This is a genomic window from Kribbella sp. NPDC051137 (assembly GCF_040682535.1).
Classification (GTDB): domain Bacteria; phylum Actinomycetota; class Actinomycetes; order Propionibacteriales; family Kribbellaceae; genus Kribbella; species Kribbella karoonensis.
This window is the reverse complement of record NZ_JBFBBI010000001.1, coordinates 1,017,375-1,036,692: the sequence shown is the minus strand read 5'-3', so window position 1 is coordinate 1,036,692 and position 19,318 is coordinate 1,017,375. Positions and strand designations below refer to the sequence as shown.

Sequence of the window (19,318 nt, the reverse complement as noted above, 5' to 3'; positions counted from 1 at the left end):
GTCACGCATCTCCAGATCCCTCGCGGGGCACCGTCGATCCCCCAGGTCGTGGTGCCTCGCGAGGCTCCACCACGCCCGCTCGAGGCGGGCGGTTCGCGCGAGCCTGCGCGGCAGGTAGCCGACGCTGCGCGCCGATCAGAGCGGGTCGCGGGTTCGGTCGCGGCCGGCCGCACCCGGCGGGTAGCCGTCGGCGACGGCGGCCAGCGGAGCGGCTCGGCCGGCCGACCAGGCCAGCCGGAGGGTTCGGCGGTCCAGGGACGATTCCACCGCTGAGCGGGTGGCCTCGTAGTCGGCCTGCTCGATCCGTGGCACGGGCGCCCGGATCACCTCCCTGACCTCGGCCGCGGCCCCGAGCAGGAACGCGGCGTACTCGCTCCGCCCGCGATGCTGGGCGACCGCGGCCAGTTCCTCCAGCACACTGGCCGACCGCCACCGATCGCCCAGATCCCGATGCTCGGCGAGGCTTTCGTCGAGCAGATGCACGGCCCGCTCGGTCAGTCCGCGCCGCCGCTCCACGATCCCGAGCTGGTTCAGCGACCACGCCACGCCTTCGCGATACCCGAGCCGCTGCGACAACGCCAGGCTCTCCTGCAGCAGTTCCTCCGCCTCGACGAGCTCCCCGCCGTACTGCGCGATCGTGCCGAGGCTGATCAACGACCAGGCCAGCCCCTCGCCGTCCCCGACGACCCGGAAGCTGTCCCGGGCCCGCCGGCACCGCCGGGCCCCGATCTCGAGATCGCCGCGCAACCACGCCACGAACCCGAGGTGGTTGTGCGCCCACGCCATCCCGGCCCGATCGCCCAGGCTCTCGTACAGGTCGTAGCTCTCGCAGTACAGGTCCTCCGCCGCCTCGTAGTCCGCGCGCTCACGCGCCACTCCCCCAAGCCGCTGCAGCACCATCGCCGTACCGGCCTTGTCGCCGAGCTCCTTGTACTGCGTCAGCGCCGTCTGCAGCCGCTCCGTCGCCGCGTCGTACTCGCACTGCAGGAACGCCAGCGTCCCCGCGCCGAGGTTCGCCTTCGCCCGCTCGGCCTCGAGCCCCGGTGCGTCGCCGAGATCCAACGCCCGCTCCAGCCACTGGCTCCCCTCCGCGTAGTGCCCGCGGAGGCAGCAGAACAGCCACAGCCCACCGGCCAGCCGCAACGCCTCGGCGACGGACAGGGTCCGCATCGACCAGGCCATCGCGGCCCGCAGGTTCGACAGCTCGGCCTCCAGCCGATCCAGCCACTCCCCCTGCTCCGGCCCGCGCAGCTGTCCCTCGGCCTCTTCGACCAGGCTCAGGTAGTGCCGCGCGTGCCGCTCGGCCGCCGCCTCCGCACCGCCCGCCGCCTGCAGTCGATCGGCCGCGAACTCGCGGATCACCATCAGCATGTAGTACCGCGCGACGCCGCCGCGCCGGGTCACCTTGATCAGCGACTTGTCCGCCAGCCGGCCGATCAGGTCGAGCGCTTCGACCCGCGTCCGCACCCCGGACAGCACAGCGGCGGCCGCACCGAGCGTCCAGCCGCCCTTGAACACCGACAGCTGCGCGAACATCTCCCGCTCGGCCGGGTCGAGCAGCGCGTAGCTCCATTCGATCGCGCCGTACATCGACTGCTGCCGGGGCGACAGCGTCCGCGACCCGCCGGCCAAGATGCCGAACGACGTCTCCAGCTCGGTCGCCAGCTCCTCGATCGTCATCACGGACGTCCGGGCCGCCGCCAGCTCGATCGCGAGCGGCATGCCTTCCAGGCGGCGGACGACGCGCGCCACCTGGTCGAGCTGCCCGGTCGGGTCGTACCCGCGGGCGGTCGCGCGATCGACGAACAGCCGGACCGCCTCGGACGACTCCAGGTGGTCCTCGTCGTACGGCAGTCCGAGCGACGGTACGACGTACACGCTCTCGCCGGTCAGCCGGAGCAGCTCACGGCTCGAGACGAGGATCGACAGATGGGGGCAGCGCTCGAGCAGCATGACGCACAGGCGCTCGACCGGCGCGAGCATGTGCGAACAGTTGTCGAGGGCCAGGAGCATCGCGCTGCGGCCGATCTGGTCCGCCACGTCGTCGGCGAGCCGGCTCTGCAGACCGATCGCCTCGGCAACCGCCGGTACGACGGCCTCGGGATCGGTGAGCGGTGCGAGTTGGACCCAGCAGACGCCGTCCTGGAAGGCGTCCCCCACCTCGCCTGTGACCGCCAGCATGAGCCTGCTCTTGCCGACCCCACCGGGTCCGGTCAGCGTCACCAGGCGGCTGATGCGCTTGGTCAGCAGGCGGGTCGTCGCGGTCAGCTCGGTGTTGCGGCCGATCAGCTCGCTGGTCGGCACCGGCGGCGGGCGCAGCGGCATCCGGGCCGTGTCCGCGTCCTGGTGGGCAGCCGCGGCGAACAGCAACCTGTCCTGGTCCCCCAGCCGCAAGGCGTCGACGAGCAGCCGCAGCGTCTGCGCCCGCGGCGCACGGCGGCGTCCTCGCTCCAGTGCCGCGATCGCGTCGACGCTCAGACCGGCAAGCTCCGCCAGCCCCTCCTGCGACAGCCCGGCCTCCCGCCGGTGCCGGCGCAGCAGGCCACCGAACCCAGCCCCCTGCACGTCGTCCGTGCCGCGGCGAGACCCTTCTGACGGCACAGGACGGCCCCACCCAGTCTCCGACCCTTACGTGGCGGCTGCCACGTACCCTCCTGAAAATAGCCCGAACAACACCGAGTTGTCAGGCACTCGGCTCAGCTCCCGGTGAGCTTGTCCGTGTCGTACTGCCCGATCGCCTTCCGCATCGCTTCGCGCGCCCGCCGCCGGTCACCGGCCGCGTCGTACGCCGTGGACAACCGGAACCACACCCGCCAGTCCTCCGGCGTCGCTTCTGCCGCCGCCCTGTAGTGCCCGAACGCCGCATCCGCGGCGGCCCGGTCGATCCGCCCGGACGGCCGCCGCGGCAGGTCGTCCACCGGCAGCCCGCCGGCCGCCTCCAGTTCGCGCGCCAGTACTTCGGTACGCCGCCCGAACTGGATCTCCCGCCACACCAGGTACGCGCCGAGCAACGGGATCACCAGCACCGCGATCCCGAGCACCACCGCGACCGGCTCGCCGGTCCGGATCAGCAGAACGCCCCGCCAGCCGATCAGCGCGGCGTACACCACGAACACGGCCGCCAGCAGGAACGCGGTCTGCTTGGCTCTCATTTCAGGAGAGGTCCATGAAGTGCTCGAGGCCGACGGTGAGACCCGGTGCGTCGCCGATCCGCCGGACGCCGAGCAGTACGCCGGCCATGAACGACACCCGCGCCATCGAGTCGTGCCGGATGGTCAGCGTCTCGCCCTCGTCGCCGAACAGCACCTCCTGGTGCGCGATCAGGCCGCGCAGCCGGACGCCGTGCACCCGGATCCCCTCCACGTCCGCGCCGCGGGCACCGTCCAGCGCCGTCGTGGTCGCGTCCGGGATCGGCCCGGAGCCGGCCTCCCGGCGCGCGTCCGCGATCAGCTCCGCGGTCCGCCGCGCCGTACCGGACGGGGCGTCGACCTTGTCCGGGTGGTGCAGCTCGATGATCTCGACGGACTCGTAGTACCGCGCGGCCTGGGCGGCGAACCGCATCATCAGCACCGCGCCGATCGAGAAGTTCGGCGCGATCAGCACGCCGGTGGCCGGCGACTTCGCCAACTGGTCGCGCAGCGTCGCGAGCCGGGTGTCGTCGAAGCCGGTGGTGCCGACGACCGCGTGGATGCCGTGCTCGATGCACCAGGCCAGGTTGTCCATCACGACCTCGGGACGGGTGAAGTCGACCACGACCTCGGCGCCCGCCGCGGTCAGCCCGTCGAGTGAGTCACCCTGGTCGAGCTGCGCGACCAGCTCGCAGTCGGCCGCCTCCTCCACCGCGAGGCACGTCTGAGCGCCCATCCTGCCCTTGGCCCCCAGCACACCGACCTTGATCATCCGCACCAGTCCTCCAGTCCTGTCGAGGGCTACAGGATCTCATCCGGCCTTCGGCACCCAGACCTGCAGGTCCATCGTCTGCCACGGCGGCGCCAGCTGCCGGTAGTCGGCGCGGAAGTCCAGGCCGCAGGACCGCAGCGCGGCGATGTCCTGATCGCTGATCGCGCGGTTCAGCAGGATCAGCGGCGCCTGGGCCGGGCGCTTCTTCCGGCAGGCCTCCTCGATGCCGGCCACGGTCCGCGCGCGTTCGGCCGGTGCGATCCAGGCCTCACCGAGCGGGCGGCCGCCGAGCATCAGGACCAGCCCGGCCATCTTGTCGAACGCGAGCATCGGGCGGCCGGTCTTCAGGTACGGGCGAAGGTCCTCGGTGAGCCTGCTGTACGCATGCTCGTTCTCGGGCGTGAGGCGCAGGCCCTTCAGCGCCGGCTGGGTCGCGGGCGCGGTCAGCTCCGACATCGGCGGCGAGCGGTACGGATACCTCGTCAACCCGCTGAACGCGATGGTCGTGGTCGCGACGAGTGAGCCCGCGAGGACGACGCCGACGATCGCCCGGGCCGTGACCGGGGTGGCCCAGATCCCCGTGAGTACGGCGATCATCAGCGCGGCCCAGGCGGCGAACGCGTTGAAGCCGATCACGTAGAGCGGGGTGTTCGTGCCGAAGGCCTGTACAAGCGGAAGCAGCAGGAGAAGGGCGAGAATCGTCCACGTCCTGGCGTTCTCCCGGCACAGCCTGGAGCACTCGGTCACGCCGGTCCGCCACCCGATCACCGCGCCGGCCGCTGCCACCACGGTGACCAGGACCGCGGCGAGCAGCGTCGACGGGTACGTCCCTACGTGGATGGTGCCGCCGACCGCGCCGCCGTACCCGATGACACGCCAGGCCGAGACGGCGAGCCCGAGTACGGCGAGAACGGCGGCGACCAGGCAGACGGCGCGCGGCCGGGCGACGACCGCGACGGCGGTGGCTACCAGTAGCAGGCCGTGATACCAGAGTGTGCGCCCGAGGAGCGTCAGGCCGGTCGTCCAGTAGTGGTGCAGGAGCTCGACCGGCGAGTACGACGTACCCGCGATGAACCGGTTGACGGTCAGGATCCCCGGCACCGCGTCGTTCAGCGGGATCACGAACAGCTGCACGAACAACCCGGCGACAGCCAGGCCGGCGAACGCGAAAAGGGTGCTCCGGGCAACGGCCCGCCACCCCTGGCCGGCAAGTACGACGATCGCGGCGAGCACGATCAGCCCGACCAGCGCGACCGAGGTCCACTTGGCCAGCGCCATCGCGCCGATCACCAGACCGGCCACGACCGGGATCCAGAACGGCACCGGCGTACCGCGGTCGACCGCCGTCGCCATCCACAGCACGCAGGCGATCAGCAGCAGCGCGCCGAGCAGGACGACATCGTTGTACCCGGGCGACAACGGCAGCCAGGCATAACACATCCCGCCCGCTGCGAGGATCACCGCCGTACCGGCTGCCTCGAACCACCGGGTCGGGGGGATCGCCGGACGCCGGCCGCGGAGCCAGCGCATGAAGCTGTAGCCGAACAGGAGGTGGACGACGACCACCGTGCACAGCCGGAACACCCGGAGCCCGGGGATGCTGTACCCGAACAGCTGGAAGACCGGGCCGTACAGGTACTGCACACCGGTCAGCGCCAGCGTGTTGTTGTGCCACCACCGGTACGAGAGCAGGTAGTAGCCCTCGTCGGTGATGTCGAAACCCTTGCCGGCGGCCACGGCCGCGGCCACGATCCACCAGAGCGCGAGCCCGGCGGCGACCGCGGTCACCCCGGCGAGCAGCACGAACCGTCTGCCTGCCGGGGAAACCATCTTCACGGCCGCAACCCTAGGCCATCACTCCTGAGCTATCCCGGAGCTATCCCGCGGCGACGCCCGCGGAGTACTCCGCCTGGGCCTCCTCGGCGAAGTGGCAGGAGACCGTTTGGCCGGAGCCGAGCTCGCGAAGCTCCGGGATGTCGGTGCTGCACTTGTCCGCGGCCCGCAGGCAGCGGGTGTGGAAGCGGCAGCCGGACGGCGGGGACACCGGTGACGGCGGGTCACCGGCCAGGACGATCCGTTGCCGGCCCTGCCGGGCGAGGCCGGGCTCGGCGGACAGCAGCGCCTGCGTGTACGGGTGCGCGGGAGCGTCGTACACCTGCTGGTGCTGTCCCAGCTCGGCGACCTTGCCGAGGTACATCACCGCGACCCGGTCCGAGACATGCCGGACGACCGACAGGTCATGGGCGACGAAGATGATGCTCAGGCCGAGCTCGCGCTGCAGCCGCATCAACAGGTTCACCACCTGTGCCTGCACCGACAGGTCGAGCGCCGACACCGGCTCGTCGCACAGCAGTACGTCGGGATTGAGCGCGATCGCCCGGGCGATCCCGATCCGCTGCCGCTGACCGCCGGAGAACTGGTGCGGGAACTTCGTCTCGTCCTCGGGCCGCAGCCCGACCAGCTCGAGCAGCTCCCGGACCCTGGCCCGGACATCGACACCCTTCGAGACGTCCGGGTGCACCTGCAGCGGCTCGGCGACGATCTCGCCGACCCGCATCCGCGGGTTCAGGCTGGAGTACGGGTCCTGGAACACGACCTGGACGTTCCGCCGCCACCGGCGCAGTTCGCGGCCGCGGAGCTTGCTGACGTCGACTCCGCCGTACTCGATCCGGCCCTCGGTCGGCTTCTCCAGCGCCGCGAGCAGCCGGACCAGCGTCGACTTGCCGCAGCCGGACTCACCGACGATGCCGAGCGACTCGCCCTTGCGCAGCGTCAGGTCGACGCCGTCCACGGCCCGCACGACGGTCTTGGTCCCGAAGCTCAGCGCCGGGCTGATGTCGTAGTGCTTCACGACACCAGTTGCCTTCAGCAACTCTTCTGGCATCAGACCGCCTCCTTCTCGGCGAGCGTGGTACGCCGGATGCAGGCCGCGTCCCGCCCCGGCGCCACGGTGAGCAGCGGCGGTACGTCGAGGGCGCAGTCGTCGATCGCGATCGGGCACCGGGTCCGGAACGCACAGCCGGACGGGATCGCCCGCAGCGACGGCGGCGTACCGGGAATGGTCGGTAGCTCGCGGCCCTTCAGGTCGGCCGACGGCATCGACCCGAGCAGGCCCTCGGTGTACGGGTGCACGGGATTGTCCAGCGCGGCCGAGGTCGCGGCCCGCTCGACCACGTGCCCGGCGTACATCACCACGACGTTGTCGGCGACGTCCGAGACCACGCCGAGGTCGTGGGTGATCAGCACCACGCCCATGTCCCGCTCGGCCTGCAGCTCCGCGATCAGCTCCAGGATCTGCGCCTGCACGGTGACGTCGAGCGCGGTGGTCGGCTCGTCGGCGATCAGTACGTCGGGGTCGAGGGCGAGCGCCATCGCCAGCATCACGCGCTGCCGCATCCCGCCGGAGAACTCGTGCGGGTAGTCCCGGACCCGTTTCGACGCGGCCGGGATCCGGACCTGGTCGAGCATCTCGGCGGCCTTCGTCATCGCGTCGCGCTTCGACATCCCGCGGTGCACGCGGTAGCACTCGGCGATCTGGGTGCCGACCGACTGAACCGGGTTCAGCGCGGACAGCGAGTCCTGGAACACCATCGTGATCCGGTTCCCGACGATCTTGCGGCGTTCCTTCACGCTCATCGCGATCAGGTCCTCGCCGCGGTACTCCGCGGTCCCGGAGACGATCCGGCCCGGCGGCATCTCGAGGATCCCGGTCAGCGCCTGGGTCGAGACGCTCTTACCCGATCCCGACTCCCCCAGGATCGCCAGCGTCTCCCCGGCCCGCACCTGCCAGGACACCCCGTCGACGGCCCGAACCGGCCCCCGCGGCGTCTCGAACTCGACCGACAGGTTGTCGACCTTCAGCAGTACTTCACCGGTAGCAGTCATCGTAGAAGTTTCGGGTCGAGGGCGTCCCGGATCGAGTCGCCGATGATCATGAACGAGATCGTCATCGTCGAGATGAAGATCGCCGGCCAGATGAACAGGTGCGGGGTGTCCCGGTACGACGCCGCGACGCCGAACTGCGAGCCCCACGAGATCGACGGCGGTTGCAGGCCGACGCCGAGGAAGGTGAGCGCCGCCTCCAGCCCGACCATGCCGCCGATGCCGAGCGTGGTCATCGCCAGCAGCGGGGCCATCGAGTTCGGGAACACGTGCTTGCGCAGGATCCGCAGCGGCGGCACCCCGATCGACCGGGCCGCCAGCACGTACTCCCGGTTCCGAACCGAGAACACCGTGGCCCGCATCAACCGCATCCCGCCAGGCCAGCCGATCAGGAAGATGACGCCGACGATGATCCAGATGCTCCGGTCCTGGACCGAGTTCAGGACCACGATCAGCACCACGATGCCGGGGATCGAGAACAGTACGTCGGCCGTCCGCGAGATCAGGGCGTCGACGAAGCCCGGGAAGTACCCGGCCAGCAGCCCGAGAGAACCGGCCAGGACGAACACACCGAAGCTGGCGCAGATGCTCACCAGGACCGACGGGCGGGCACCGTAGACCACGTTGGCGAAGTAGTCGCAGCCCTGGATGTCGAAGCCGAACGGGTGCCCGGGGCTCCGGCCCATCCGGCTCTTGGCGAGGTCGCAGAACCGCGGGTCGGTGGAGGTGAAGAGCTTCGGCACGGCCGCCGCCGTGAAGAACGCCAGCAGCAGCAGGCTGCACAGCACGAACTGCGGCTTGCGCAGCAGCGCCCGCAGCAGTTCGCGGTTGGACAGTGTGCGGCCGTCGCCGATTTCCTGTGCCTCGGCACCGACCGCGGCGGAGAGCTGTTCAGACATTGCGCACCCTCGGGTCCAGGACGCCGTACAGGACGTCGACCAGCAGGTTGATCAGGATGAACGAGATGAAGGCCAGCGTCGACAGCAGCACCACGACTCCGCCCTCCTTCAGCTTGATCGCCTGGAACATGAACTGGCCGAGCCCGGGCAGGTTGAAGATGCTCTCGGTGATGATCGCGCCGCCGAACAGCCCGGCCAGGTCGAGACCGATGAACGTCACCACGGGAAGCAGCGCGTTCGGCAGGATGTGCCGCCAGAGCACCCGCTGCTCACCGAGGCCCTTGGCCCGGGCCGTCTTCACGAAGTCCGCGTTCACGGTCTCCACGATCGAGGTCCGCATCAACCGGCCGAGCCCGGCGAAGCCGAGCACGCCGATCACCAGCGCGGGCAGCAGGTACGACCGCGGATAGCCTTCCAGTACGCCGGACACCGGGAACCACTTCAGCTCCACGGCGAACAGGTACTGGGCGGCGAAGTACGCCACCAGGCCCGGGATCGCGAGCAGCACGAGTGTTGCCAGCAGCAACGACCGGTCCACCCAGCCGTTCCGCTTGAAGCCCGCGTAGATCCCGAAGAACAGCCCGAGGACCCACTGGAACGCCAGGCTCAGCGTGGCCAGCTTCAGGGTCACCGGGATCCGCAGCCGCAACTGGTCGGCGATGTCGGCGCCCGCGAACGTGCTCCCGAAGTGGCCGGTGAGGATGTCCTTCATGCTCAGCAGGTACTGCACGATGAACGGATCGTCCAGGTGGAACTGGGCCCGCTTGGCGGCCAGCACCGCCGCCGGGATCGGCTTGTCACCGGCCAGCTCCCGCAGGGGGTCTCCGGGCATCGCGAACACGAGCGCGTAGACCCCCAGCGTGACGATCAGGCCGATCGGGATCGCCGCGAGGACGCGGCGGAGGACGAAACGGATCACTTGAACGTCGACCAGATCGCCGAGACGCCGGTGTACTTCGAGACCCGCGGCTGGATCTTGGCCGAGTGCAGGTACGCGTTCGACTTGGTGTACAGCGGGATCAGCGGCATGTCCTCGAGCGCGATGTCCTCGGCCTGCTGGTAGAGCTTGATGGCCTTCTCCGGGTCCGGCTGGGCGTCGCCCTTGGCCAGTACCGCGTCCAGCGCCGGGTTCGAATAACCGGCGAAGTTCGCGTCACCGTTGGACTTGAACATCGGCGTCAGGTAGTCCTCGATCGACGGGTAGTCGTGGCCCCAGCCGCTGAACCGCAGACCGTCCAGCTTGCGCGAGTCGGCCAGTTCGCCGATCTCCGAACTCTGCTTGCCGGTGTACTTCACCTGCAGGCCGAGGTTCTGCCGGAGCATGTTGCCGATCGCCTCGGCGAAGATCTGGCCGGTCGCCGACGAGGTGTTGTAGTTGATGTTCAGCACCCCGGAGAAGCCGCCGGCCGCGGCCAGGTCCGCCTTCGCCTTCGCGGGGTCGAAGTCGCAGTACTTGCAGGCGTTGTCGCGGTAGCCGGCCATGTCCGGCGCGACCAGGCCCTTGGCCGGCTCGGACAGCCCGACCAGGTCCGCGAACGCCTTCCGGTCGATCGCCTCCGAGAACGCGTGCCGCAGCTTCGGGTTCTTGAACCGGGCGTCCCACGCCGGGATCACCAGGTAGTTCGCGCCCGACGGGATGCTGGTCACCCACTGGTCCGGGGCGTCGGTCTTGAAGCTCTTCACCTTGGTCGGCGGTACGTCGACGAAGTCCAGGTTGCCGGCCAGGAACTCGTTGTACGCGGTGTCGCCGTTCGGGATGAACTTGTAGGTGATGTTGTCCGCCTGCGGGATCTGCGGACCCTTGTAGCCGTCCCACTTGGTGAGCTTGATGTCGTCGCCGGCGTTCCAGGCGCCCGCCATCTTGTACGGGCCGTTGCCGATCGGCTTGCGCTTGTAGGCGTCCGGGTTCTTCCGGACCTCCTCGGGCAGCGGCGCGATGCCGAGGTACTGCAGCGTCAGGCCGAACTGCGAGAACGGGACCTTGAGCTTGACCGAGAAGGTCAGGTCGTCGATCTGCTTCAGGCCGCTCAGCGTCTTCACCGCGGTCGGCTTCGGGGTGGCACCGTCCGGCGTCGGCGGGTTCAGCGCATCGTACCCCTCGACCTTGGAGAAGAATCCGTTGTTCTTCCAGCCGTTCGAGCCCTCGGCGGCCATGTTCCAGCTGTCCACGTAGTCCTTCGCGGTCAGCGGCTGGCCGTTCTGGAAGGTGTTGCCGGCCTTCAGCTTGATCGTCCAGGTCTGGCTGGTCTTGTCCGGCGTGACCGAATCGGCCATCACGTTCTGCAGCTTGCCCGTCTCCGGATCGGTCTGCACCAGCGGGGCGAAGATCGCCATCGCGATCCCGATCCCCGGGCTGCCGTTGTCGTTCAGCGGGTTGATGTACTCCAGCGGGTCGGCGACCATCGCGATGGTCTCGCTCTTGGCGCCGGAGCCGCCTCCACTGCTGCTCTTGCCGTCTCCACAGGAGGCGAGCACCAGCGCAAGGCCGAGTGCCACCCCCACAACCCCAGTCAGACGTCGCACGGTCAAACCAACTTCCTCGGCGGGAGGGCCGCTAGGCGGGCGGAACAAGCGTCATGGTGGCTGGTCGAAACTGCGCATGTCAACGTTGTCAGGCACAAAGCGGCGGCGCGTAACGTGAGCGTTACTTTGCCAAGACCTCAGATGACCAGCCCTTGGTTGCGAAGCAAACCCTCACTTAATCAGATCAGTGCGCCTGAGTCATCAGATGACAGCCCAGTTTGTGGCAAACCTCGCCTTTGCGCACAGCTGCGCATTATCAGCGGTAACCGGCCGCTTGCAGACTGTAGAGCTCGGCGTACGTCGCACCGGCCGCCATCAGCTCGGCATGCGTGCCGCGTTCGGTCACCCGGCCGTTCTCGAGCACGACGATGAGGTCCGCGGACCGGACGGTCGAGAACCGGTGCGAGATCAGCAGCGTGATCCGGCCGTCGGCGCGGCCGGCCCGGGCCTCCGCGGCCAGCCGGTCGAACAGCGCGGCCTCGGTCTGCGGGTCCAGCGACGCGCTCGGCTCGTCGAGGATCATCAGCAGCGGCGCGGGCCGGACCAGCGCCCGGGCGATCGCGAGCTTCTGCCACTGCCCGCCGGAGAGCTCGACGCCGTCCGCCCACGACGTACCCAGCTGGGTTCCGGCGCCGCGCGGCAGCTCGTCGACGAAGTCCGCGCCGGCCTTGCCGAGCGCGACCGGGACGCGGTCCGGCGGCTCCTCCAGGCCGCCGACGCCGACGGCCTCACCCACCGTCAGCTGGTACCTGACGAAGTCCTGGAAGCCGGCGCTGACCTTCTGCCGGTACTGCGTGAGGTCCAGCGCGCCGAGGTCGACGCCGTCGACGAGGACCGCGCCGGAGCGCGGGCGGTACATCCCGGTGAGGATCTTGACCAGGGTCGACTTGCCCGCGCCGTTCTCGCCGACGATCGCGATCGTCTGCCCGGCCGGCAGGAACAGGTCCGTCCCCGGCAGCGCGAGCCGGTCGTCGCGACCGTAGCCGAAGGTCACGTCCCTCAGCTCGATGCCGTGCGTCAGCCGGTCCGGCATCGGCGTCCGGCCCGGCCGGTACTGCGCTTGGTCCGCGAGCCAGAAGTAGTGCTCGGCGGCGGTCCGGATGCGCAGTACGGATCCGGCCAGGTCGAGGATCCGGTTCGCGGCGCTCACCACGGCACCGGCGAGCGCGATCGCCAGTGCCACGTCACCGGCGGTCACCCGTCCGGCCGCGGCCTCGCGGAGGACGACCAGCAGCGCGCCGACGTACGCGATCGGGAACAGCGCCCAGCCGGCAGCCCCGATCAGCACCGACCGGAAGAGGGCGGCGTGGGCGATCCGGTTCGCGTCGTCGGTCGCGCGGCGGTGTTCGCGGAGCAGTTCGTCGCCGAGCGACGCGACATGGATCTCCTGCGCCGACGACGGGGCGACCGAGACCATGAAGAGTTGCTGGGCGAGGCGACGGCGCGGGGCGGCGTCCAGCTCGGACCGGCGGCGGAGTTGCTCGGCGCGGCGGCTCAGCCAGAGCGCCGGGAGCCCGACGACCGGGAGCAGCGCGAGCACGGGTTCGAGGTTCGCGAGCAGGACCGTGCTGATCACCAGTTGCGCGACGACCAGCGGGGCGATGAACGGCAGGGTCACGCTGTCGCCCAGTTCGGGCGCCTCGCGGCGTAGCGACTGCAGGCGGTCGAGGAAGTCGGGCCGTTCGAAGTGCTCGATCCGGGGCGCGCCCGCGGCCAGGCGCAGGACCCGCCGCTCGGAGACGAAGCCGGCCCGCTCGCGCATCCGGATCGTCGCCCACCGGTACCCGATCGGAGCGACCAGGACCAGGGTCAGCGCGATCGCGACTCCGATGCCGCCGGCAACGATCTCCCGGTGCTCGCCGGAGACCACGCCGTCGACCAGCGGCCGGACCGCGAGGGCGAACAGCAGGGGGCTGACGAAGCTCGACATCGTGACGACGGTGTAGAGCAGGAACAGGCCCGGGCCGATCTCCCAGCCGAGCCCGATCAGCAGCCGGGCGGTGTTGATCCAGGACTTCATGCCGGCTCCCCGAAACGTGCGGCCTGCAGGCGGAACATCCGGGCATAGCTGCCGTCGAGTTCCAGCAGTTCCTCGTGCGAGCCCTGCTCGATCACCCGTCCCTCGTCGAGGACCACGATCGACGAGGCCTGCCGCACCGTCGAGAACCGATGTGAGATGAGGATTGTCGACAATCCTGATGTCAACTCGAGGAACCGCCGGTACAGCTCGGCTTCCGAGCGGGCGTCGAGGTGCGCGGCGGGTTCGTCCAGGATCAGTACGGACGCGCCTTGCTGCACGGCGTACAGCGCTCGGGCGAGGCCCAGCCGCTGCCACTCGCCGCCGGAGAGTTCGACGCCGCCGTCGAACTCGGTGGAGAGGATCGTGTCCCAGCCGTTCGGCAGGGCGTCGATCACATCCGTCGCGCCGGCCCGCTCGACGGCGGCGTCCGGTACGCCGTCCGCGCGGCCGAAGCGGACGTTGTCGTACGCCGACATCGGGAGCCGGAGTGGCTGCTGGAAGACGACGGCGAGCCGGCGCCGCCAATCCTCGAGGTCCAGGTCGGCGAGGTCGGCGTCGTCGACCGTGATCGTGCCGCGGGTCGGTTCGTACAGGCCGCAGACGAGCTTCACCAGGCTGGTCTTGCCGGCGCCGTTCGCTCCGACGATCGCGAGCGACTCCCCGGCGGGGATCACGAGATCGAGGTTGCGCAGTACCTCGTGATCGCTCGCGGGGTAGGCGAAAGACACGTTGTGGAAGGCGATCGCGCGGGCCGGCAGAGCGGTCGCCGGGCCGGTCCCCCGGCCGGCCGGGGCGGTGGCGACCGCCTTGAGGGCTTCGTCGTACCGGCGGAGGGTGGCGAGGGCGAGCTCGGTCTGGAGGCCGGTCCAGGACGACTGCTGGATGCCGGCGAGCGCGATCAGGAAGGTCTGCACGTACGTCGCGGTCGCGCCGGCGGACAGCCGTCCGGCGGAGGCCTCGCGGACCACGAGCACGATGCCGGCCAGGACGACGACGCCGAGCGCAGCGGTGGCCACCAGCGGACGGCGGCCCGGGCGGCTCAGGACGCGTTCCATCGTCTGCGTCCAGGTCTCGCCGTGCCGGGCGGCGACGTACTCCGGGAGACCGAACAGGCGGATCTCCTTCGCGGCCGGCGGGGTGGTGCCGAGGTCGTTGAAGTACCGCATGCGGCGGGCGGATTCCGTGGCGCCGTAGTGGTGGCCGGCCTCGGTACGGGACGCGACCTTGTCCTCGTACGCCGCCCACACGCCGGCAACCAGCAGGCCCGCGCCGAGCCACCAGCGGAAGCCGCCGAGAATGATGCCGGACGCAACCAGCACCACCCGCCCGGTCGCCAGCCCGCCGATGGTGCTCGCCAACCGCCCCGGCCGCGCCCAGTCCGCGCGCAACGTGTCCCGTCCGACCTCCACCAGTTGCGCCGTCGCCGGATCCTCGAGATGCCGCACCCCGCTCGGCGCCGACACCGCGCGCATCAGGTCATGCTGCAGAACCGCGTCGACCCGCTCCCCCAACGCCGTAGCTGCCGCCCGCTGCAAAGCCGCCGCCAGCCACTGCACCAACAAACACCCAGCCGCGACCACCGCCCACACCACGGCCCGCGCCGACTCACCGCGCACAACCCCCGCGACAACCTGCCCGATCCCCACGACCGCTCCGACCGGCGCGGCGGCGGACAGCACGATCGTCGTAGCGCTCACCACGAACAGCCCACGCCCGGCCCGCCAGGCAACCCCGGCAAACCGCAGGATCCCAGAGTCGGACGGCATCTTCCCCACCCTTCCGCACAGACTGGCCAACCTACCAACGAATTACTGGTTCTGAGCGGCGAAGAGTCGTGCGAATCGGCCCTCGGATTGGGTCATCAGCTGCTGGTAGGTGCCTTGCTGGACCACGTGGCCGTCGTCGACGACGTAGATCCGGTCCATCGCGCGCAGCGTCCACGCCCGATGCGACACGACGATCGTGATCCGGGCGGCGCTGGTACGACGGAGCTCGTCGAAGATCTCCTGCTCCGCCTCCGCGTCGATCGCGGACGTCGGCTCGTCGAGGATCCAGATGCCGGCGTCGCGCAGCCGGATCCGCGCGAGCGCCAGCCGCTGCCACTGCCCGCCGGAGATCCCGGTACCACCCCACTGCTGCCCCAGCTGCGTGTCCAGCGGCAACTCCGCGGCGAACGTCCCGCCCAGCGCCGCACGCACCTCCCCGTCCACAACCTCCTCGGGCGCACCGAGCGCGACCGCGTCCCGCAGTGTGAACTCGAAGCGCCCGAACTCCTGCACCAGCAGCCCGAAATGCGCGAGCCGCTCCTCCTCGACCATCGCCGCCGCGTCCACGCCGTCGATCAGCACCCGCCCGTCGTCCGGCCGCAGACTCCCGACCAGCAGGTTGATCGCGGTCGACTTGCCTGCCCCGTTGACGCCGACCAGCGCCACCATTTCGCCGCGCCGCGCCTCGACACACATCCCGCGCAACGTCGGCTGCACGGCACCCGGATAGCGGTACGTAACGTTGTCCAAGGCAACCGAGTCCACCCGCCGCACCACCGTACGCCGTCCCGCCGCCGGCATGCTGCGCACGAACCGCCGGTAGATCGCCGCCTGCGGAGCCGCCGTCACGATGCTGCCGAACGCGTACCCGCACTGCCGGATCGCGTTCAGCCCGGAGATCGTCCCCGCGACCGCCGCCACCGCGCCCGCGCTCGATCCGCCGAGTGCCAGCAGCGCCATCAGGGCCCCGCCGAACAGGACAACGGTCACGAACGCGGCGCCGAGCTCGTACCACATCGCCGTACGCACCATCCGGTCGAGCACCCCGGTCGCAGCGGCCCGGCTGTCCGCGACCAGGCCCGCCACCTTCCACCCCGATCCGAGCACCGCGAGCTCGGTCCCCGGCCGCTGCTGGATCAACTGCTCGGTCGCGTACGCCGCCTTCCGCTCGTGCTCCGCGACCCGCGGCCAGCCCGTGGCCTCCATCCGCGAGATCAACGTGAACGCGAGCACCGTCGGCACCAGCGCGGCGAGGACCAACAGACCCGACAACAGGTTGATCGACGCGATCGCCACGCACAGCACGACCGCGGTCGCGGCCGCACTGAGCACCTGCACCGGCTTCCCGGCCACATCGCTCATCGGATGCGTCGCCGCCTGACTCGCCTCCAGGTCCCGCACCACCTCCGGCGCCGCCAGCCGGCTGGGACTCAGCCGGGCAGCAACCTCGGCAAGCTCGACCCGGAGCGCGAGCCGAAGGCGGAGCATCATCCGCTGGCCGACGGCGTTCGCGACCTGGGTCAGCGGATACATCGCCCCGACCACCACGGTCAGCCCGAGCAGCGGACCCCAGCGATCACCGCCCTCGACCAGCGCGCGGATCAGCACCACCTGCGCGCCGGGCAGGAGCGCGAGCAGTAGTTGGAGCGCGGAGTACGTCGCGAACCGCCCCGGGGTGATGCGGACGGCGTCGACCAATGAGTCACGGACAGCACGAAACGCGTCGAGCACGATGAGGATCCCTTGCACGCAGGCCGGAGCCGACCCGGGAACCCGGGCGGCTCACGTCGGCCGCAAATTGCGTGTCATCCCAGCAAGCGGGCCCTGCCCGTGCGTCCAGGGATCCAGTGGCAGATCACGATGACGTGTGTTGGATCCAACCTACCGTGGCGGGAGCAGCTGCGTCACCAGTGCGTCCGCGGTCCATCGCTCCCAGCGATCGGCGCTCCAGCCGCGGCGGGCGGTCAGCAGGTGGTACAGCTCGGGGCTCAGCAAGGCGAGCGTGATGTCGGTGGCCATCGTCGTGTCGAGGCCGTCGCGGAGCGAGGTCTTGGCGGCGAGAGCGGCCGCCATCCGCTCCATCACGACCGCACGCTGGGCGTTGTTGGCCACCCACAGCTCGTGGATCTCCGGATCGGCGGTCGCGGCATGCGCGATCACCTGGAGCACCGGCGCGACGCGCTCGTAGACCTCGCGGGCGAGCCGGGCCTGTTCGTGCAGCTGCGCGACCGGATCGGGGTTGTCCAGGGCGGCGCGGACCTGCGGCCGCTCCAGGCTCGGCACCGGCTCGTCGTCGCCGGCGACCGCGACGTCGAGAAGTTCGCCCAGCAGCGCGCGCTTGGTCTTGAACGTGAAGTACAGCGTCTGCACGGCCATCCCCGCCTCGTCGGCGATCGCCTGCATCGAGGTCGCCGAGTACCCACGGGCAACGAACAACCTCTGCGCGGCCTCCCGCATCCGCTGCCGGTTGGCCTGGGTCTTGTCCGCACGTCGCGCCATGGCCGCGAGCATACCAGTTGACTAGAGCGAGACTCTAGTGATTCGCTAGAGGGACACTCTAGTGAAAGTAGGTCGACCCATGACCGACACCCTTCCCGCACCGAACGACCTGCACCGGCAGTTGCGCAGTACCGCCCGGCTGACCGCGTTCGCCGGCGGGCCGCTGTTCTGGCTCGGCACCCTGCTGCACCCAGCCCGGGACGGCTGGAGCATCGCGGCGGTCGGCGAGCGCTACGGCCTCACCCACGACCTCCAGGCGCTCGGTCTCGGTCTGCAGGTCGTCAGCCTCGCCAGCATGATTGCTCTGAGCAACCAGCGGCGTGACCTCCGGTCCTGGTACGCCGCGTTGGCGGGGACCCTGTTCTGGTTCGCACTGATCGTCTTCGACGGATCACACAACCCGGTGCGCGCCGAGTACGCGCCCAGCATGGTGCACGAGCCCGCCGACCTGAACACACCGGCCGCACTGATCGTGTTCCCGGCGCTGCTGATCTTCCCGCTCGGCTACGTGTGGCTGGGCCGGACGCTGGGCCGGCACGGGCTGCGATTGGCCGGTTCACTACTCGGCGTCGGCGCGATCGCCTACACCCTGGGCGGCCTGTTCATCTTCACGTCCGGGCCGCGGTTCGGGCTGATCCAGCTGTTCGAGGTCGCCGGCGCGACGCTGTACGCGGTCGGCTACGTGATGCTGGGGAGGCGCGCATGAATGCGGCCGAGATTCTCCAGGACCTGCTGTCCCCCGCGGGCCGGACCGACCCGTTCCCGCTGTACGCCGCCGCGCATCGCCTCGGCGCAGTGCTGCCGGTGACCGACGACATCTTCCTCGTGGTCGGGTACGCCGCGGTCAACGAAGTACTGCGCAAACCTGTGTTCGAGATCCCGGCCGAGCCGTCGAGCCGACCGTCGCTGGACCTGATGCAGCGCTCGATCCTGCGCGCCAACCCGCCGGACCACGGGCGGATGCGGTCGCTGATCTCGCAGGTCTTCACACCCCGCCGGGTCGCGGAACTCCGGCCAGCGATCGAGACCGCGGTCGACGACCTGCTGGACGGACTCCCGGACGAGGTCGACTTCATGGACAGGTTCGCGTTCCAGCTGCCGGTGTCGGTGATCTGCGAACTGCTCGGCGTGCCGCGCGGCGACCGGTATCGCTTCCGCCCGCTCGCGTCGGACCTCACTGCGGCGCTCGAACTCACCGATACGGCGGACGACGCGGCCGATGCGGCGGCCGCCGAGCTCGGCGGGTACTTCGCCCACCTGATCCAGGACCCGCCCTCCGACGGCCTGCTGGCCGCGCTCGTCGCGGCCCGTGAACGGCTGTCGGACGAGGAACTGCTCGCCAACCTGATCCTGCTGCTGGTGGCCGGGTTCGAGACCACGACCGATCTGCTCGGCAACGGCCTCGCGCTCCACTTCCGGCACCCGGAGGTGCCGCTGGATGCGGCGTTCGTCGAGGAGGTCCTGCGCTACGACTCCCCCGTGCAGGTCACCACCCGCGTCGCGCGGACCGATGCCGATGTCGCGGGTACGCCGGTCCCCGCCGGCAGCAACCTCGTCCTGCTGCTCGGCGCGGCCAACCGGGATCCCGAACGCTTCCCGGAACCCGACCGGTTCGATCCGCAACGCCCCGGCAACAAGCCGCTGAGCTTCGGGGCCGGGGCGCACATCTGCCTCGGCAACACCCTCGCCCGCCTCGAGGCAGCTGTCGCCCTCCCCCGCCTGCTCGACCGCTACCCGACGATCGCACCCGCCGGGACACCGACCCGCCGGGACCGCCTCGTCCTGCGCGGCTACCGCACGCTCCCGGTGCTGCTACGGACCTGACGGCC

Annotated in this window: 15 protein-coding genes; 2 read left to right on the top strand and 13 right to left on the bottom strand. The window is 70.3% G+C overall.

What is annotated here, in order from left to right; genetic code table 11:
• Window positions 1–135 precede the first annotated feature (135 nt).
• The 13 genes from AB0M51_RS04920 to AB0M51_RS04860 form a co-directional block, all read right to left on the bottom strand.
• The gene (locus AB0M51_RS04920; RefSeq protein WP_344200845.1) at window positions 136–2,601 is read right to left on the bottom strand and encodes a tetratricopeptide repeat protein; all 2,466 of its coding nucleotides are present in this window, start codon (window positions 2,599–2,601) and stop codon (window positions 136–138) included.
• A 95-nt stretch (window positions 2,602–2,696) separates the two neighbouring features.
• The gene (locus AB0M51_RS04915; RefSeq protein ID WP_344200848.1) at window positions 2,697–3,152 is read right to left on the bottom strand and encodes a hypothetical protein; all 456 of its coding nucleotides are present in this window, start codon (window positions 3,150–3,152) and stop codon (window positions 2,697–2,699) included.
• 1 nt (window position 3,153) lies between these two features.
• The gene (dapB, locus tag AB0M51_RS04910) at window positions 3,154–3,900 is read right to left on the bottom strand and encodes a 4-hydroxy-tetrahydrodipicolinate reductase (protein ID WP_344200851.1); all 747 of its coding nucleotides are present in this window, start codon (window positions 3,898–3,900) and stop codon (window positions 3,154–3,156) included.
• Window positions 3,901–3,939: 39 nt separating this feature from the next.
• A complete protein-coding gene (locus AB0M51_RS04905) occupies window positions 3,940–5,736 on the bottom strand; it encodes a hypothetical protein (RefSeq protein ID WP_344200854.1) in 1,797 nt (598 codons plus the stop codon).
• 40 nt (window positions 5,737–5,776) lie between these two features.
• Complete coding sequence (locus AB0M51_RS04900) at window positions 5,777–6,784, bottom strand: dipeptide ABC transporter ATP-binding protein (protein ID WP_344200856.1); 1,008 nt, start codon at window positions 6,782–6,784, stop codon at window positions 5,777–5,779.
• Window positions 6,784–7,785, bottom strand: a complete 1,002-nt coding sequence (locus AB0M51_RS04895) for an ABC transporter ATP-binding protein (RefSeq protein ID WP_344200858.1) — start codon at window positions 7,783–7,785, stop codon at window positions 6,784–6,786. The genes AB0M51_RS04900 and AB0M51_RS04895 overlap by 1 nt, the downstream gene beginning before the upstream one ends.
• Window positions 7,782–8,681, bottom strand: a complete 900-nt coding sequence (locus tag AB0M51_RS04890) for an ABC transporter permease (protein ID WP_344200860.1) — start codon at window positions 8,679–8,681, stop codon at window positions 7,782–7,784. The genes AB0M51_RS04895 and AB0M51_RS04890 overlap by 4 nt, the downstream gene beginning before the upstream one ends.
• Window positions 8,674–9,600, bottom strand: a complete 927-nt coding sequence (locus tag AB0M51_RS04885; protein ID WP_344200863.1) for an ABC transporter permease — start codon at window positions 9,598–9,600, stop codon at window positions 8,674–8,676. The genes AB0M51_RS04890 and AB0M51_RS04885 overlap by 8 nt, the downstream gene beginning before the upstream one ends.
• Window positions 9,597–11,177: an ABC transporter substrate-binding protein gene (locus tag AB0M51_RS04880; RefSeq protein WP_344200866.1), complete on the bottom strand. Its 1,581-nt coding sequence runs from the start codon at window positions 11,175–11,177 to the stop codon at window positions 9,597–9,599. The genes AB0M51_RS04885 and AB0M51_RS04880 overlap by 4 nt, the downstream gene beginning before the upstream one ends.
• A 283-nt stretch (window positions 11,178–11,460) precedes the next feature.
• Entirely contained in the window at window positions 11,461–13,224 is a 1,764-nt protein-coding gene (locus tag AB0M51_RS04875) for an ABC transporter ATP-binding protein (protein WP_344200870.1), read from the bottom strand.
• Entirely contained in the window at window positions 13,221–14,990 is a 1,770-nt protein-coding gene (locus tag AB0M51_RS04870) for an ABC transporter ATP-binding protein (protein WP_344200873.1), read from the bottom strand. Before AB0M51_RS04870 ends, AB0M51_RS04875 begins: the two co-directional genes overlap by 4 nt.
• A 42-nt stretch (window positions 14,991–15,032) precedes the next feature.
• On the bottom strand, window positions 15,033–16,721 hold the full coding sequence (locus AB0M51_RS04865) for an ABC transporter ATP-binding protein (protein ID WP_344200876.1): 1,689 nt from the start codon (window positions 16,719–16,721) through the stop codon (window positions 15,033–15,035).
• A gap of 150 nt (window positions 16,722–16,871) precedes the next feature.
• Window positions 16,872–17,489, bottom strand: coding sequence for a helix-turn-helix domain-containing protein (locus AB0M51_RS04860; RefSeq protein ID WP_344200879.1), 618 nt, complete (start codon window positions 17,487–17,489; stop codon window positions 16,872–16,874).
• A 79-nt stretch (window positions 17,490–17,568) separates the two neighbouring features.
• Between AB0M51_RS04860 and AB0M51_RS04855 the strand changes: the two genes are divergently transcribed.
• Both AB0M51_RS04855 and AB0M51_RS04850 read left to right on the top strand, forming a co-directional pair.
• A complete protein-coding gene (locus AB0M51_RS04855) occupies window positions 17,569–18,195 on the top strand; it encodes a hypothetical protein (RefSeq protein ID WP_344200882.1) in 627 nt (208 codons plus the stop codon).
• Complete coding sequence (locus AB0M51_RS04850; protein WP_344200885.1) at window positions 18,192–19,313, top strand: cytochrome P450; 1,122 nt, start codon at window positions 18,192–18,194, stop codon at window positions 19,311–19,313. The genes AB0M51_RS04855 and AB0M51_RS04850 overlap by 4 nt, the downstream gene beginning before the upstream one ends.
• Window positions 19,314–19,318: the final 5 nt, after the last annotated feature.

Coding starts and splice junctions, on each gene's coding strand:
- AB0M51_RS04895 (WP_344200858.1), bottom strand. CDS start 7,785: ATGACTGCTACCGGTGAAGTACTGCTGAAGGTCGACAACCTGTCGGTC.
- AB0M51_RS04855 (WP_344200882.1), top strand. CDS start 17,569: ATGACCGACACCCTTCCCGCACCGAACGACCTGCACCGGCAGTTGCGC.
- dapB (WP_344200851.1), bottom strand. CDS start 3,900: ATGATCAAGGTCGGTGTGCTGGGGGCCAAGGGCAGGATGGGCGCTCAG.
- AB0M51_RS04890 (WP_344200860.1), bottom strand. CDS start 8,681: ATGTCTGAACAGCTCTCCGCCGCGGTCGGTGCCGAGGCACAGGAAATC.
- AB0M51_RS04900 (WP_344200856.1), bottom strand. CDS start 6,784: ATGCCAGAAGAGTTGCTGAAGGCAACTGGTGTCGTGAAGCACTACGAC.
- AB0M51_RS04860 (WP_344200879.1), bottom strand. CDS start 17,489: ATGGCGCGACGTGCGGACAAGACCCAGGCCAACCGGCAGCGGATGCGG.
- AB0M51_RS04850 (WP_344200885.1), top strand. CDS start 18,192: ATGAATGCGGCCGAGATTCTCCAGGACCTGCTGTCCCCCGCGGGCCGG.
- AB0M51_RS04875 (WP_344200870.1), bottom strand. CDS start 13,224: ATGAAGTCCTGGATCAACACCGCCCGGCTGCTGATCGGGCTCGGCTGG.
- AB0M51_RS04915 (WP_344200848.1), bottom strand. CDS start 3,152: ATGAGAGCCAAGCAGACCGCGTTCCTGCTGGCGGCCGTGTTCGTGGTG.
- AB0M51_RS04870 (WP_344200873.1), bottom strand. CDS start 14,990: ATGCCGTCCGACTCTGGGATCCTGCGGTTTGCCGGGGTTGCCTGGCGG.